This window comes from Thioalkalivibrio halophilus (assembly GCF_001995255.1).
GTDB classification, from domain to species: Bacteria; Pseudomonadota; Gammaproteobacteria; order Ectothiorhodospirales; family Ectothiorhodospiraceae; genus Thioalkalivibrio; species Thioalkalivibrio halophilus.
Genome location: NZ_MUZR01000026.1, coordinates 1 through 14,992 on the forward strand (window position 1 = coordinate 1; position 14,992 = coordinate 14,992).

General features: G+C 62.6%; 11 protein-coding genes and 1 pseudogene. All 12 read right to left on the bottom strand.

Features of this window, described 5'->3' with window-relative positions:
* Nucleotides 1-70: 70 nt before the first annotated feature.
* Nucleotides 71-273: pseudogene (locus tag B1A74_RS14490) on the bottom strand (DUF6361 family protein); the annotation flags it as partial.
* Nucleotides 274-372: 99 nt separating this feature from the next.
* On the bottom strand, nt 373-1,914 hold the full coding sequence (locus B1A74_RS07900; RefSeq protein ID WP_077244309.1) for a DUF726 domain-containing protein: 1,542 nt from the start codon (nt 1,912-1,914) through the stop codon (nt 373-375).
* Nucleotides 1,915-2,031: 117 nt separating this feature from the next.
* Nucleotides 2,032-5,226, bottom strand: coding sequence for a type I restriction endonuclease subunit R (locus B1A74_RS07905; protein ID WP_077244301.1), 3,195 nt, complete (start codon nt 5,224-5,226; stop codon nt 2,032-2,034).
* Between the two features lie 303 nt (nt 5,227-5,529).
* Nucleotides 5,530-6,480, bottom strand: a complete 951-nt coding sequence (locus B1A74_RS07910) for a GIY-YIG nuclease family protein (protein WP_077244302.1) — start codon at nt 6,478-6,480, stop codon at nt 5,530-5,532.
* Entirely contained in the window at nt 6,477-7,895 is a 1,419-nt protein-coding gene (locus B1A74_RS07915; protein ID WP_077244303.1) for a restriction endonuclease subunit S, read from the bottom strand. The genes B1A74_RS07910 and B1A74_RS07915 overlap by 4 nt, the downstream gene beginning before the upstream one ends.
* Complete coding sequence (locus B1A74_RS14160; protein WP_143592244.1) at nt 7,892-8,281, bottom strand: hypothetical protein; 390 nt, start codon at nt 8,279-8,281, stop codon at nt 7,892-7,894. Before B1A74_RS14160 ends, B1A74_RS07915 begins: the two co-directional genes overlap by 4 nt.
* Nucleotides 8,274-9,227 carry an Abi family protein gene (locus B1A74_RS07925; RefSeq protein WP_077244305.1) on the bottom strand — a complete coding sequence of 318 codons (954 nt, stop codon included), beginning with the start codon at nt 9,225-9,227 and terminating at the stop codon, nt 8,274-8,276. The genes B1A74_RS14160 and B1A74_RS07925 overlap by 8 nt, the downstream gene beginning before the upstream one ends.
* 160 nt (nt 9,228-9,387) lie before the next feature.
* Nucleotides 9,388-11,367, bottom strand: a complete 1,980-nt coding sequence (locus B1A74_RS07930) for a type I restriction-modification system subunit M (protein WP_077244306.1) — start codon at nt 11,365-11,367, stop codon at nt 9,388-9,390.
* A gap of 97 nt (nt 11,368-11,464) precedes the next feature.
* The gene (locus B1A74_RS07935) at nt 11,465-11,893 is read right to left on the bottom strand and encodes a hypothetical protein (protein ID WP_244263416.1); all 429 of its coding nucleotides are present in this window, start codon (nt 11,891-11,893) and stop codon (nt 11,465-11,467) included.
* 16 nt (nt 11,894-11,909) lie between these two features.
* A complete protein-coding gene (locus B1A74_RS07940; protein ID WP_018945686.1) occupies nt 11,910-12,335 on the bottom strand; it encodes an OB-fold protein in 426 nt (141 codons plus the stop codon).
* Nucleotides 12,336-12,442: 107 nt separating this feature from the next.
* Nucleotides 12,443-13,474, bottom strand: a complete 1,032-nt coding sequence (locus B1A74_RS07945; RefSeq protein ID WP_077244307.1) for a helix-turn-helix transcriptional regulator — start codon at nt 13,472-13,474, stop codon at nt 12,443-12,445.
* 242 nt (nt 13,475-13,716) lie between these two features.
* Nucleotides 13,717-14,946 (bottom strand): hypothetical protein, encoded by a 1,230-nt coding sequence (locus B1A74_RS07950; protein WP_077244308.1) that lies wholly within the window; start codon nt 14,944-14,946, stop codon nt 13,717-13,719.
* Nucleotides 14,947-14,992 lie beyond the last annotated feature (46 nt).

A 14,992-nucleotide genomic window follows, 5' to 3' on the forward strand; every position in this document is an offset into this window, starting at 1 on the left:
TCAGGCGTTGCAGTTATTCTCTGAATTCAGGCTCCCTTGAGTGTCCGAAATCACTTGACCATTACATACACACCCACGCCGCCAGCAGCATGTAGCGCAAGCGCGTCTGGATCGTACTTGTGCCCGGAAAAAGCAGATCCACCCGGTTTCGCGAATTGCCCCAACCCCTAGCTCATCGCGCGTATCGCGCTGCCCGCACATCGCCAGCAAGCGCATGCTCCTCTCGCGCGCCTCCGCATCATGGTCAAGCGAGGAAATTCTGGAACTGAACATCCAGCCCCTACCCTACACCCGTCTTACCTAATGTCCGAAAGTTGCCCTAATCAATTTCATATCTATTACCACAAACACTAACCTGAAAGGCCAAAACCGTCACGACACTTCACCGGATTCCAAAAAGCCCCGCAACTTTCCAATATATTCAGAGTGCCCCTCTACCTCGGTCGTAACATCAAAATTCTTTATCTCCGGATGAACAATCGGAGTCCGACCCACCGGACTACCACGGAAGAGCTCACCAACCGTATATGCGTACTTCAAAACATCATCATTCATCGAATAGTAGTTCTTTATCATTCCGTCAACCGCGGATGCCGCGACAGCCCAATCCACGACTTCATCCGCTTCTTCCGCCACCGAGTCACGCTGGTTGTCGGACGCGAAACTATCTATAGCCCCACCTAACAAATGCGCTTCAGCCACTTGCCTTCCTTGTGTTTCTGCAAGAGCACGCAAGCAGAAATAAATCACACGAGCGCCCAGCGAGTGCCCTACCAAAATGTATCGCTGGTCGGTCCTTGCAATCAGGTCTGCCAGCAACGCACCCGTCTGCGCCGCTTTGACGCGTGCCACAGACCAAGGATTGGACGCAACCCCAAGCGCCGACAACGCAGCACCGACCGGGCTCGCTTTCTTGGCCGCCGTCTTGAGACCTCTCTTACCTAACGTCGACATGGCATGCCAGCCCGCCGCCCTACTCGTTACCCCCCCTACCGACTCAGCGAGTTCCCGCAATCGCTTCGACTCCCACTTAACGTGCATGATCGGATTTTCGGGGTATCGCCTAATGACCCCTTTCAACCATTCTGCACCGGTTTTCTCATCCCCTTCAGTGAGAAATCCATTAATGCACAAAACCGCGGACCCCTCCCCGTCGGTCATCGGTTCAATCTCAAAGCCCTCAATATCTCCGTAATAACCATTGGCGATGATCGCGCCACTTCTTCCGCCAAGAGCGGAGCCAGTCGCCGTAACGACCGCGACTCCCCCCGCCATCCCGAGCCCCCCACTCGCGAGTGATCCACCGCCAAGGACCGCCAGGCCTTTGCTGGTAGCTGCTGCACCACTAAGACCATAAGCGCTGGAGCCGATCGCGGCACCCGCAGCGGGCGCCGCCAAGAATGCGAGCGGAGCGACAATTGCTGCGCCCCCCGTGACACCCGCCGCCGTGGTACCGATCTTCTTGAAATCCCTTCCGCTGCGTTCGAACAGACGCTGATAGTCCGTGATCACATCGAGCTTTTCATTCAAATATTGGAAATTCGCAATACTGCCGGAATGGACAGAGCAGAATTGATTTTCCCACCCCCATGACGACCCCTTTACCTCAGCCTCCGGATCATCGGCCTGGGAATCCTCGTGCTCAACCCCCTTCTCCCGGTACTTTGCAAAGCTGTCACAGACACGGCACTTCACGACAAAGTTTCCGCACCCATCACATGAGTAGACATTCCTTGAGAAATTCGAAGACTCAACAGGCGTACAGGTATGACGCTCAAAGCAAAAGGAACAATATTGCGGCCCTCGCTCCTCCAGATTTGAATCAGTAATTTCCCCTATCGTATCAGCAGCTTTTTCGGCGAAAGAGCTTGCTTGCCCAGCAATCTTGCTGGCGAACTCGTTAAACTTTTTCATAGCCCCCATCCAAGTGCATTCTTAATCGTTGTTACGAAGTGGACAGCTTTCCTGTTTTCGAACGTGTCCTTTATCAGCCGGGACCGCGATGGTCACCGCTTCAAATACATATCCAAATCACTGATCCATCCTTGTAGTGGCGGGCCTGTGTTCCCCTACTCCGCCGGTTAGCAAGCGCAGTATCAGCAAGGCGAAATCACGCTGGCGCTCCGGGTCGTCCAGGACCTGCATGGAGAGTTTTTCGTGGTCGGTCATGGCGTCGAGGACGGTGTCGGTGACGCGTTTGGGGAACAGGCCGTGCATCACCTGGTCTGGGCTGTGGTTCTCGACCTGGGCCATTACGGCGTCGTCGCGGCGGATGCGGTCGGCGATGCCGTTGGCGAACTGGAGCTTGTCTTCGTCGCTCACCTCGGCGCCAAAGAGTTCGTTGAGCTGGTCGATGATCTCGGAAAGGCGTTTCTTTTCCGGGTCGTGTGGCTTGCCCGACCCGACGTCGGAGACGGGCTTGAGGCCTTCGTAATCGGCGCCTTCCTCTTCCAGGCTCAGGCGCTGTTCGGCGCGCTTGTTCAGGCGGTAGTGGGTCAGCTCCAGTTCGTCGACGTCGATTTGCTCTTCTTCGAGGTTCTCGATGCGCAGCAGCGGGTGCAGGGCGCGGGCATAAACGTTGAGCTGTTCCAGCTCGTGGTCCTCGAAGTCGACGATCTGTGACAGGAACTCGTAGCTGCGCACGAAGCTCTGCAGGTTCTTGCGGAACAGGTCGAGCTCGTCGCGGGTGGTGTGGGCGTCCTTCAGCTCCTGTTCGGCGCGGTGCAGGCCGGGTTTGTCGCCATTGCGTTCGGCTTCGTCGTAGGCGGCCTGCCAGGTCTGGATCTGCTCCAGCACCGCCTTGTAGCGGGCGTGGTAGCGTTCCTTGGCCGGCTGACAGTAGTAGCTGAGCTGGCTGGCGCCGGCCTTCGGGTCGAAGAAGGCGCGGGCGAAGTTCTCCACCTCGTCCCAATGGTAGATGCCGGCGGCGTCGAGGCTCTTCTGCAGGTCGTAGACGATCTGCGGGTCGGAGACGTCAGCCAGCTCGGCCTTGTTGTAGTACGGGCGGAAGGCCTCGAGGATGTCTTCGGCATCGTTGAAGAAGTCGAGGACGAAGGTGTCCTCCTTGCCCGGGAAGGTGCGGTTCAGGCGCGAGAGGGTCTGCACGCACTCCACGCCCTGCAGCTTCTTGTCCACGTACATGGCGCAGAGCCTGGGCTGGTCGAACCCGGTCTGGAACTTGTTGGCGACGATCATCACGTTGTATTCGTCGGTGTCGAACGCCTCGGCCAGGTCACGCCCCTTCAGCCCCGGGTTCAGCAGCGCGCTGGTCTCGGTCACCTCCTCGGGGATCACCTCGTCCGGCAGGACGGAGCCGGAGAAGGCGACCAGCGCGTGCACGTCGGTATAGCCCTTCTCCTGGATATAGGCGCGCATGGCCAGCGCGTAGCGCACGGCCTCCTGGCGGCTGCCGGTCACCACCATGGCCTTGGCCTGGCCGTCCAGCAGGTGGCGCACGTTGGCGCGGAAGTGCTCGACGATCACCTCGACCTTCTGGGAGATGTTGTAGGGGTGCAGGCGCACCCAGCGGGCGATCTTCGTCGAGGCCTTGCGCGACTCCACCTCCTGCTCGTCGGCGTGCGGGTGCGCCAGCTTCCAGGCAGTGGAGTACGTGGTGTAGTTCTTCAGCACGTCGAGGATGAAGCCTTCCTCGATGGCCTGGCGCATGGAGTACAGATGGAAGGGCTCGGGCTTGTTGTCCGCCGAGGCCGGCAGCTCCGGATCCGGCGGGCGTCCGAACAGCTCCAGGGTCTTCGCCTTGGGGGTGGCGGTGAAGGCGTAGTAGCTGATCCGCTCGGCCGGCTTGCGCGCGGCCACGGCCGCGTCCAGCAGCTCTTCGGCGCTGATCTCCTCGTCCTCCGGCTTGTCCGTTCCAAGAATCGCCTTGAGCTTGGTGGCGGAGGAGCCGGTCTGCGAGGAATGCGCCTCGTCGGCGATCACCGCGTAGCGCCCGGCGGCCAGGTCCGGGCGCTTGTCCAGCGTGTCGAACAGCGCCGGGAAGGTCTGGATGGTCACGATGATGATGCGGGTCTGCTCGGCCAGCGCCTCGGCCAGTTGCTCCGACTTGCTCTGGCTGCCGATATCGCGGGTGATCGGCCGCACCACGCCGTGGGCATGGTCGAACTGATAAATGGTGTCCTGGAGCTGGCTATCCAGCACCGTGCGGTCGGTGACCACCACCACGGAGTTGAACAACTTGCCGCCCGCCTCGTCGTACAGCGCGGCAAGCTGGTGCGCGATCCAGGCGATGGAGTTGGACTTGCCGGAGCCGGCGCTGTGCTGGATCAGGTAGCGCTGCCCGGCGCCTTCCTCGCGCGTGGTCTCGATCAGGCGGTTCACCACGTCCCACTGGTGGAAACGCGGAAAGATCAGCGACTCCTTCCTGCGGCGCTTGCCGTGGAAGTTCTCCTCGGTCTTCTGCTCCAGGTGCAGGAAGCGGCCGATGATCTTGAGCCAGGCATCCGGCTGGAACACGCGCTGCCACAGGTAGCCGGTGGCGTAGCTGTTCTGGTCCGGGGGTGCGGGGTTGCCGGCCCCGCCGTCCTCCGTGCCCTGGTTGAAGGGCAGGAAGAAGGTGTCCTTGCCGTTCAGGCGCGTGGTCATCGCCACCTGGTCCTGGCTGACCGCGAAATGCACCAGCGCCCCGCGCTTGAAGGTCAGTAGCGGCTCGGGCTTGCGGGTGACCGGATCCTTCAGCGGGCGGTCGCGCCGGTACTGGCGCTTGGCGTTCTCCACCGACTGCTTGAACTCGCTCTTCAGCTCCAGCGTGGCGGTGGGGATGCCGTTGACGAACAGCACCAGATCCAGCCGCGGGTTGTACTCGCCGCTGCGCGCGTGCGGCGAATACGAGACCTCTGGCACCACCCGCAGGCGGTTGGCGCGGTAGCGCGCCAGGGACTCGGGGTTCATCTCGTGGTCGGGCCTGAAGCTGCACAGCTCCAGCTTCACCCCCGGCGTCTTCACCCCGTGGCGCAGCACGTCCAGCGTCCCGTCACCCTGCAGCTCGCGGCTGACCACGCGCACCAGGGCCTTCTGCGGATCCTGCGGGTTCTTCGCGGCGAACTTCTCCCAGCGCTCCGGCCAGGCCTCCTGCAGGTAGGCGACCAGATCCTCGGTGTATAGCGCATGGGCGGCGTCATACCCGGTGGCCGGACCGGTCAGCCAGCCATCGGCGGTCATCGCGTCGATGATGTCCTGCTGAAACTGTGCTTCCCTGCTGTCCGCCATGAATCCGTCCTGTTCCCGCTGGTAACCGCCGCCGCAGGCCTCAATTTGAAGGGTTACGCCCTCAACGGCAAACCGTCGTCCCGGTTTCCGGGCGCCAACGCCTCGTTGTCACTCGCTACTCCGCCTGCATCATCGCGCGGAGCGAAGCCTTTAGCCGCGAGCGTAGCGTGGCGGGACGTGGCGATGTCCTGCCCGTGCCCCGATATCCGCACAGCCCAACCGGTTCGGACCTCGGGCGGCGATTACTCGCTGCGCTCGCCCTTCGGGCGCTCGCAATGACGGGCATGCCCGCCCGGCGTGGCCCTACACTCCCGCTTCTGTCCCTTCCGCTGCGGCATTCACCACTTCTTCCTGCCATTGTGCGTACGTCTCGCCCGTGTCGTCGCGCTTCCACTCGGTGCGGCCGTTGGCCGCCCGTCCCACCACCATGGCCGCGGCGGCGCTGGGGCTGGAAAAGGCGTAGTCGCGGGAGAACCGCAGCAGGCCGGTCTCGTCCTCCACCAACACGCCCTCTTCGCGCAGTTGCTGGTGCAGACGCTGGTAGTTGTGCCCCGAGGCGGCCCACTCCGCCCGGGCCTGCGAACCCTCCAGCACGAAGAACTCCCCCTCCGCCTCCTGTCCGTACGCGGTGATGCCGTATTTCGGGAAGGTCAGGCGGAAGCGCGGCGAGGCCTCGGGTGCCGCATCGGCCCCAGCGACCCCTTCCACCGCATCGCGGGAAGGCGGCCGGCTGGCGTCGCGCAGGAACTCGAAGCCGAGTACGGGCAGCACGGTGCGGATCTGCTCCAGGAAGAAGGCCATGTCGGCCTGGTCGGCCTCGGGCAGGCTGATGTAGTCGTGGCGGGTGCCGTTGAGCAGTGTGCAGCGGCCCACGCGCTGGGCCTGCTGGATCAGCAGGCTCTCCAGGACCTTCACGTGGGCCTTGGTCAGGTTCTGGTCCTTACTGGTGATCAGGCAGACCTTTTCCCAGAAGTCCTTGCCGCCCTGTTCCTCGGTGCGGTTGTGCTGCTTGAGCCGCTTGCCGACATCATCCGACTCGCCGATGTACACCTGCGGGCGGGCGCTGTTCTCCGCATCCGGCCCCACCAGAAAGTACACGCCGGTGCGCCCGCACTCCGGACGCTGCACCAGCTCGCTCAGCTTGCCGCGCGGCCCGGTCAGTACATGCCCGGTCCAGTTCATGATCTCCGCCGTCAGCAGCCCGTGCGGCGTGCCATCGACCAAGAACAGGCGGATGCTGCGACCCTGACTCATGCGGCACCGCCTTGCGCCGAATACCCGGCCGATTCCTCGGCGACCATCGCCAGCTCCGGCTCTTTCGACTCGGCCCCGGCCGGCCAGCCGCGCACGTCGATCTTGCCGGTGACGGCAGCGGAGATAAGTGCAGACCGCCGTTCGGTCAGCAAGCCAATCGATTGCTCGCCGGCCGATGTCAAAGTCGAAATTGCAGCAAGTTCTTGATCGATCCTCGATGAGATTCGGTTTTGCTCCTCTACCGGTGGCAGCGGAATCAGGCAGCTCTTGATGTGGCCATGTGAAATCTTTGCCATCGACATGCTTGACCCGCGAGCATCAGCTTGAAGCTGCGCTCGACCTACGTCGCTCAGAAGCACGTAGCACAGGAACCTCGAGCTCATCGCTCCCGAAACCCTGAGCCTATAAACAAGATCCGAAAAAATAAGCCGCGCTTCTGGCTCATCCCGTACGACACATGCATCGCCAACCAACTCTGGGGTATTGGCACGTGTAACGAGTAAGTCACCTGCGTGGATTTCTATATCCGAATCCGGAATAACATCATCCGGAAGTTTCTTATTATTTTTCTCAACAAACTGCCCTGTTCGAATTGCACTTAGCTTTAGAACCCCCCAATCCCCCGCGGAAGCGGGAAATGCTTCGGCAGTCGGACTCCATCCTTGATCGATACCCGACAAGACCCTGGATAACGATACAACGCCCCAATGCGCCGGAACCTCGCCCAGCCATTCGACGCCGGAGTCCTTCATGGGCACGTTGGGGTCGAGGCCCTTGGTGACGGCGTGGGATATCACCGCCTGCCGCTTCTCCTTGAGCAGCTCGATCAGCCGCCGCTGCTCCTCGATCAGCGCATCGATCTTCCCGGTCTCGTGGTCGAGGAAACGGGCTACGATCATCTGCTCATCCGGGGGAGGAACCGAGACCTTGAATGAGGCAAGCTCATCGCCTGAAAGCTCGAGGAATGTCGTCCCTTTGCCTCGAACATTCAGCGCTTCAGTGCTATTCCGCAGCAGGTAAGCAAAGAAACGGGATTCAATTCCCTTCTGGGGAATCAGAGATTTGCAGCCCTGGTTAGTACAAAGCGGCACGGAGGCAATCGCCAAAGAGCCAATCGGTGCTCGTGTCGAAAGGATGAGACTTCTGGGAGGAACCAGTGTTGCGCCGCAGGAGGCGAGACCCTTATCGGTAATCTGCCGCGCAGAAGCGTCGACATCAAGCGATGGCAATGCACTCAGATCGCCCGGCGTGACCCAAGTAACCTGACCACCCCAGTGTTCTTCCTCCGCAGTGGGCGTTGAGCCTCCAACAACGCGAAATCGAGACTTCAACGGCAGAACCTCCCAATGCGCCGGGACCTCGCCCAGCCATACGACGCCGGAGTCTTTGTATCGCGGGTAACGGGGAAAGGTCATCGTTCTACCCCGCCCAGCGCACAGAGGCGACGCACCAGTTCACTCCAGCCTTCGGAATTCGAGAGATCGAAATTTTCGGCGGACTCGTCTCCAGTACTCAGATCCAGGCTATGCCACTCTCCAATCTTCCGGTTCAGATCAATGTCGAGGCTGATCTCGCGATCACCGGATCGCCATTCCAGCTGAACACCCCCTTCGGCCGTCGGATAGATCCAGGGCATTGGGAGCTCATCGGGGTGGTACGCATCGAACTGCCGCGCGAGCCAATCGAGCCCTGAACCGGACGGCGCCCGGCCCTGTTTTCCATCCAGCCATCCATGCGACAGGAAGCGAAGGGAGATAAATGCATCGCTATATCGATGACCATGCAGTGCCGTGTCAGTCATGGCGGGCGCCCGCTTGCTCTCGGGTTAACCTCCAGAAAGGGTCACTGTCCCAGTCCATAGGCATCCCCATGTGGGTGCGGCTGACGCCGGGGTAACGGTCCATGAGCTCCTTGAAGCGCAGATGCCAGGTGGACGATGGATTGACGGCTTGCAGGAGATACTCGATGACCGCCAGCGCCGGGTAGAGGCGCTTCTGCGCCTCAATGCCCGGGTCGTCCAGCCGTATAGGCCAGCGGATCCAGTTACTGCCGGGGTGTTTCGGCGTTTTTGGCGCATTGGCCAGGACCCGGTTCCAAAGGCGCATATGGTGCGCGCACAGGTTTCGCAGGTAGGAAATGGCATGGGCCCAGGAACGCAACAGTTCGGCCGTTGTACCAAGGGAGCGTGCAATGGCCTTCTGATCCTTGAACGAGGCGAGGTTGTCGTAGACACGGGAAAGCTGCCCGTAGGTGAGCATTTCCGTCACCATCCAGCTCGGTGGAAGGCGCGGTTCGGTATATTTGCTTCGATAGTGGCGGACAAACGCCTCACTGCTCCGGCGACAGCTCCGCTCGACATCCGAGAGCAATTTCTTGTGGTCGTATTTCCCGTCGAAGTGCTTCTCGTCGAGATACCAGTGCGTCCCATAGGCGCAGGACATGTGGTTGTTGAGCTGGCTCCGGATCGCCACTTCGATCCGTTCGATCGCATCCAGTACGAGCAACCGTAACTCACGGTCGAAACGATAGAGGTCGAGGATCTGCTCGAATTGCGTGCCCGGGCGGAACCGGTGGTCGGGATTTCCGAGCTGGAACGGAAGGGTGTAAGCGCTGAGGCGATAGTAGCCAATCACCGCCAGATAGTGTTCCGCGCGCTCCCGTTCCGATTCGGCAAGCTCCAGTCCCCGCCGACGCCATTGTTCGACGTGCTGGGATGGCCGCAACGGTTGCTTGGAATAGACCGTCATGGTCGATTCCTCCAGACACAAAAAAACCCGCCGATTTGTGCGTACCCGAAAACGGGCATAGGCATGGCAGGTGTGTTACCAGGAACTTTACAGATGCTACACACGTGCGTCAACCGCCCGTCACGCCCGCCCATCGCAGATCCGTTCCGGGTCACCGCCATCACGCCGACAGCTCCTCGATCATCTGCTTGATGCGGGTGGTGACGGCCTTCAGGTCGGCGTCGATCTCTTCCAGCGGGCGCGGGGGCTGGAACACGTAGAAGTGGCGATTGAAGGGGATCTCGAAGCCGACGATGCCGATCTCGCCGTCCTGTTCGTCGCGCTTGTCCTCGTCGATCCAGGCGTCGGGGACGTGCGGCTTCACCTCGCGCTCGAAGTATTCGAACACGTCCTCGCCCAGCGGGACGTTCTCGGTGTCGCGCAGGTCGCTGTCCGGTTCCGGGTTGCCCTTCCTGTCGGTGCAGATGTCGGCTTCGGGGTCGCGTTCGCTCAGGCCGTTCCATACGGCCTTCAGCGCGGCGGCGGGCAGCTTCACGTCCAGCGCCTTCAACTGGGCCTTCAGGTCGGTCAGGAAGGTCTCGCGGTTGGTGTACACGCGCTCGGCGTCCAGCCGCTCGCAGGCGGCCTGCACGCCCAGGCGGGTGGTCTCGTCCAGCTTCTGGATCGGCTTTTCGGCCAGCATGCGTTCGATGCGCTCGGGGCTGGCCTGGAAGTTCAGGCGCAGCGGGCGCTCGACGGTGATACGGCGGTAGCCGAAGGCCTCGTTGGGGAAGATCTTGCTCTTGTCGCTCTCCTCGAAGGCGCCGTAGCTGCGCACGATGGCGTCGATATTGGCGTCGTCGATGTACTGGCGCTTGGAGCCGAGCGACTTGCGCATCTTCGCGTAGCGCTCGGTGGCATCGATGAGCTGCACATGGCCGCGGCGCTCGGCCGGCTTGCGGTTGTTCAGCACCCAGATGTAGGTGGCGATGCCGGTGTTGTAGAACATGTCCGTCGGCAGGCCGATGATGGCCTCCACCATGTCGTGCTGCAGCAGGTAGCGGCGGATCTCGGATTCGCCGCTGCCGGCCCCGCCGGTGAACAGCGGCGAGCCGTTGAGGATGATGCCGATGCGCGAGCCACCCTCGCGCGGGTCGCGCATCTTGCTGACCAGGTGCAGCAGGAACAGCAGCGAGCCGTCGGATACGCGCGGCAGGCCGGGGCCGAAACGCCCGTTGAAGCCCTTGTGCTTGTGCTCGTCGGTCACCTGCTTCTGGACCTTCTTCCACTCCACGCCGAACGGCGGGTTGGCGAGCATGTAGTTCGCGTGCAGGCCTTCGAGCTGATCGTCGGACAGGGTGTTGCCGAGCTTGATGTTCTCGACCTGTTGTCCCTTGATGAGCATGTCCGCCTTGCAGATGGCGTAGGACTCGGGGTTCAGCTCCTGCCCGTGCAGGGACACGCTGACATCCGGACTGATCTGCCGGATGTACTCCTCGCTCTCGGACAGGAACCCGCCGGTTCCGGCAGCCGGGTCGTAGACGGTCACGATGCCGTGCGGCTTGAGCTTGTCGTCCTGCCCGGTGAGCACCAGCGAGGTGGTCAGGTGCACCACGTCACGCGGGGTGAAGTGCTCCCCGGCGGTGTCGTTGGAGCTCTCCGCGAACTTGCGGATCAGCTCCTCGAACACCAGCCCCATGCCGAAGTTGGACAGCCTCGCGGGGCGCAGGTCGATGGCGGCGAAGCGCTGCACCACCTGGTACAGCAGGTTGTTGCTGGCGAGCTGCTCGACGTATTCCTCGAAGTGGAAGTGGTCGAAGATCTCGCGGGCATCCTTGCTGAAGGACTCGATGTAGCTCATCAGGTCCTCGGCCGTCTGCGTATCCGACAGGCTGACCAGCGACAGCGGCGAGGTGTTGAAAAACGGCTGCTCCGATGCGCGCAGCAGCAGCTTCTCCCGCACCGCGTCGGGCTTTTGCGCGTGCTCCCGGGCGGCCGAGAGCACCGTCTCCCGGGTCGGTTCCAGCACGCACTCCAGTCGCCGCAGGAGCGTGAACGGCAGGATGATGCGTCCATATTGAGATTGTCGGAAGTCCCCCCGCAGCAGATCCGCCACCGACCAGATCCATGCCGCCGTCTCCGAATGGTTCTCCGTGTTCAACTGCTGCTCTCCTGCTCGCGATGTCACTTCCGGAGGAAGGTCATGGGATTTTCGTTATTGTCCAGCAAATCCAGACCGCTCGCGACCTTTGCGGGCGCTATTCCGGGGCCCGGCGCGTCCTCAGCACAACCCCTGTGAGGAGACCGGCGCCCCCGAGCAACGCCATCATTGCCAGATCGCCGGGATCGAACGTTCCGGGCATCAGGCCGAACCGCTGCAGCACTTCGAGGCCCCAAGTCAGCAGAATGCCGATCGAGAGGTAGAAGCCACCCGCAAGGCTACGGAGCGGCCAGATGACGGCAATCACCGCGAACACGGCGAACGCCCACAGCCCGTTCGGCAGGTTGTAGATGGCCCAGTCCGGCATGAGACCCGCCGCCGGACCGAGCAACGCCCGGAGGAAGCGGTAAAGCTCTCCCAGCCCGGCCGATTCCAGCCAGGACACGAAGATCAGCGTCTCCGGCCGGAACCCGATATAGATCAAGGCGCCCGGAAGCAGCGGCACCAGCCCCAGCAGGACGGGCACCGTGTTCCCCGGCTCGTCACTCCGCCTGACAGCCGCGGATGACCACATTGCCGAGTTTTCCACTGACCCGCCCCTTGAGGGTTATTCGATCGCCGGAATCCACGCTGGCCGCCAGACCCGCATCCGACTCCGCAAGCATGCACTGGATCCCCACGATCGGGTTGTCCGTTCCGAACGTGATGTAGGGGGTATCCGCGATATCCCGGCCGATATTGTCGACGGTGCCTGTCACGGCCACGACTGTATCCTCGTAGGTCTGACCTGCCCTCACCTCATTGGCGTCATACTCCGAAAAAAGCTGCTGCGCCGAAACACGGTGTTCGACCTCCATCTCCGCAACCTCACGTGAGGCGCCTTCCTCGTCGTAACTGCCCAGAGCCAGAACAAGCATCGGCGATAGCAGCCCGATGGTGAGCAGATGCCTTTTCGTTTTTTGCTTCATATAAGTCCTTTTCCGAGGTCGTGGTGCATCGCATGGTGAATCGTCCGGGCGACAATACTCGTCGCCCGGACGACCAGGGGTCTGTTCGGTGGACCAAAGGGATGAGTTCAGAAGCGCGTGCCGCGATATTGGCCCACTGCATCGTTCAGCTCCTTCGCGATCGCCTCGCGCAGGTGAACCGGTCCCAGCACTTCCACCCCCGCACCCAGGCCCAGCAGCCACCACTTCAGGTGCGCGGTGTCACGTACGGTTGCAGTGACGCGAGAGCGCTCGCTGTCCGCTTCAGGCTCGATGATCTGGTCGTCGGACAGGCAGGCCTCGTGCAGGTGGTACGCCAGCGCGGGGTTCACCCGGAGTTCGATGCGAATGGTTTCGCCCTCGGGGTAATCGAATGCGCCCTCCTGGATGAGCTGGTCGAGGGCGAAGCCGGCGTCCGGATCGCGCGCCGGCATCTCCGTCAGGGCCGCGGCCTCGACCCGGTGCACGGCCAGATGCAGCACGTCCTGGTGCGGTGCGATGGTGGCCAGCAGGTAGGTGACGGGCTCGCGGAACACCAGCGCCAGGGGGTGGATGCGGTGGTCTCGGATCCGATTCTTCGAGCGCGAGCGGTAGGTGATATCGAGGCACCGGCGTTCCAGCAGGCCCTGCTGCACGGTCGCGAACACGCCTTCCGGGATCGCCGGCGGATCCAGTGGCGGCCCGTTGGGGAGGATGCGCACCCGCTCGGGCCACAGACTCAGGCCGGACGACTGCCCCGTAGCCTCCAGCACCTCCCGCGCCCGCGCGACCTGCGGTTCCAGCCGTTCCCGGGCGGACGGGGGCAGCAGGCGTGATGCGTGAGCATCCAGGATCTGCAGGGTGAGCGCCGTCTCGGGATCGAGGGCAGGCATGTCCTGCAGCGGGGCGTCGGCCAGCCAGTACCAGCCATACGGACGGTCCCGCTCGTCGCGCCCCAGTGGCAGGAACGCCGACAGCGCTTCGAGGTCGCGCTCGATGGTCCGCAGGGTCGTATCCAGCCCCCGCGCCTGCAGGCGTTCAACCAGTTCCGGCGCACTCACCCGGCGGGGCTGTCGCGGGAGCATGCCCAGCAGCAGCATCCGCCTCTGCAGCGTCGCGCGCATTCCGTTGCCCTGGGTCATCTCCCCTCTATCCCCTGCCCGTGTGTATGCCGGCTCACGTTGGAGCCTGACAGTCCGACGCCGGGCAGGCGGGCAAGACAGGCCCTCGGATAATCCATCACGTCCCCCTTCCCATGGGTCTGATCAAGCTACAGCCTCCGCCATTCAGACGTCCATTCGCGTCGCCCGGGTCGTCGACTGCTCCATTCCGAGCTCCCCTTTACCGAGATGCTGCCTGCCGACCGTGCGGACGGCAAACCCCGTCACGTTCCACCGAATATCCGGAATGAAGCGGTGTCCGTCGATACCTGCGAATGCTCCCCCACCTGCTCGCCCCATGCATCGAGAACGGCATCCAGATATCCATCCAGTGACTCGTTCGCCCGGCATTTCACGGCCTCCCGTTCCGCGAGCAACGCCCATTCCAGTTCCTGCGTGAGTTCCGCGGCCCTCACCTGCTCCTGCCGGTATACCTGGACACCCTCGGCGCCGGTCGCGAGCACGAAGACCGTACCCCCCACTACACCCGCCATCGGCCCGGTTTTGACAGTGGCAAGGGTCGCCGCGCCCGTTTGCGCGGCAATGCGCGCAGCCGGGGCTCTCATCCAACGTGCAGCCGCCTTGATGCCGCCGGCACGCGAAGCCTGTACCGTCGCGGAACGCTGCAGCACGCGCCGGCTCAGGGGCAGGGCACCCACAGCGGACGTGGCTACTAAGGTTTTACCAGCTACCCAAGCACCGCTCTGCGAAAGCCGTTCGAGGTCCTCACTGACCCACTGCTCAAGCTGCGCCGACAGTCCCGACAGCTCAACGTCCGCTTCGACCTGTTCATCGACGCGGGTGGCTGACGGTTCCCGATCCAGTACGTCCGCAAGGTGGTGCGTCAGGCGTGCTCCCGATTTCGCGATTTCTGCGGGCAGCACCTGTTCCCGGAGGTGCCGGTCCGCCCGATCCAGGTGTTCCTGGATCCGGGATTCTTCCTCCAACAAGGTCCGGGCCTGTTCATCCAGATACTCGTCGAGATCACCAAAGAAAGGCAGCGACATTCGTGTGGCCCAGCCGCCGAACGAGTGGTATTCATCAACGAACGCCGGAACCTGATCGATCGCGGCCTCGAAGGCCCAGTCCACGCCGGTGTGGTACTCGTGCTGCAGGCCCCGTCGAATCCGGGCCTGCTCGGACTCGAGGCTCGCGCCCGCGTTCGCGCGCACCCGATCGACCCCTTCTTCGCCTTCGATTTCCCAGGCCGCCCCACCGACGACCACCGTCACGGTCTTCGATTCCAGGGCCTTGTCGATGCCCGGCACCACGAGGGCCAGAAAACCAACGGCGATCACCGTGAAGAAGGCCCCCAGGACAAGACTGATTCTTCGGCTTCGAGCATCGTCCTCCGCCGACGCCGTCGGTTCCTCGGGGGATTCCGACTCGGTTTCGGCGCCGGCAGAGTCATGCTTCTCCGTCGTGCCGCCTTCTTCCCATTCCCGCTCATCCATGGTCTACCTGCCTTTTGCGAAGTAACTGTCAGGTCACGCCTGATTG

Excerpts from the sequence above, each read along its gene's own strand:
- B1A74_RS14160 (WP_143592244.1), bottom strand. The coding sequence starts at position 8,281 with ATGACTGACACGGCACTGCATGGTCATCGATATAGCGATGCATTTATC.
- B1A74_RS07905 (WP_077244301.1), bottom strand. The coding sequence starts at position 5,226 with ATGGCGGACAGCAGGGAAGCACAGTTTCAGCAGGACATCATCGACGCG.
- B1A74_RS07915 (WP_077244303.1), bottom strand. The coding sequence starts at position 7,895 with ATGACCTTTCCCCGTTACCCGCGATACAAAGACTCCGGCGTCGTATGG.
- B1A74_RS07950 (WP_077244308.1), bottom strand. The coding sequence starts at position 14,946 with ATGGATGAGCGGGAATGGGAAGAAGGCGGCACGACGGAGAAGCATGAC.
- B1A74_RS07910 (WP_077244302.1), bottom strand. The coding sequence starts at position 6,480 with ATGAGTCAGGGTCGCAGCATCCGCCTGTTCTTGGTCGATGGCACGCCG.
- B1A74_RS07945 (WP_077244307.1), bottom strand. The coding sequence starts at position 13,474 with ATGACCCAGGGCAACGGAATGCGCGCGACGCTGCAGAGGCGGATGCTG.
- B1A74_RS07925 (WP_077244305.1), bottom strand. The coding sequence starts at position 9,227 with ATGACGGTCTATTCCAAGCAACCGTTGCGGCCATCCCAGCACGTCGAA.
- B1A74_RS07940 (WP_018945686.1), bottom strand. The coding sequence starts at position 12,335 with ATGAAGCAAAAAACGAAAAGGCATCTGCTCACCATCGGGCTGCTATCG.
- B1A74_RS07900 (WP_077244309.1), bottom strand. The coding sequence starts at position 1,914 with ATGAAAAAGTTTAACGAGTTCGCCAGCAAGATTGCTGGGCAAGCAAGC.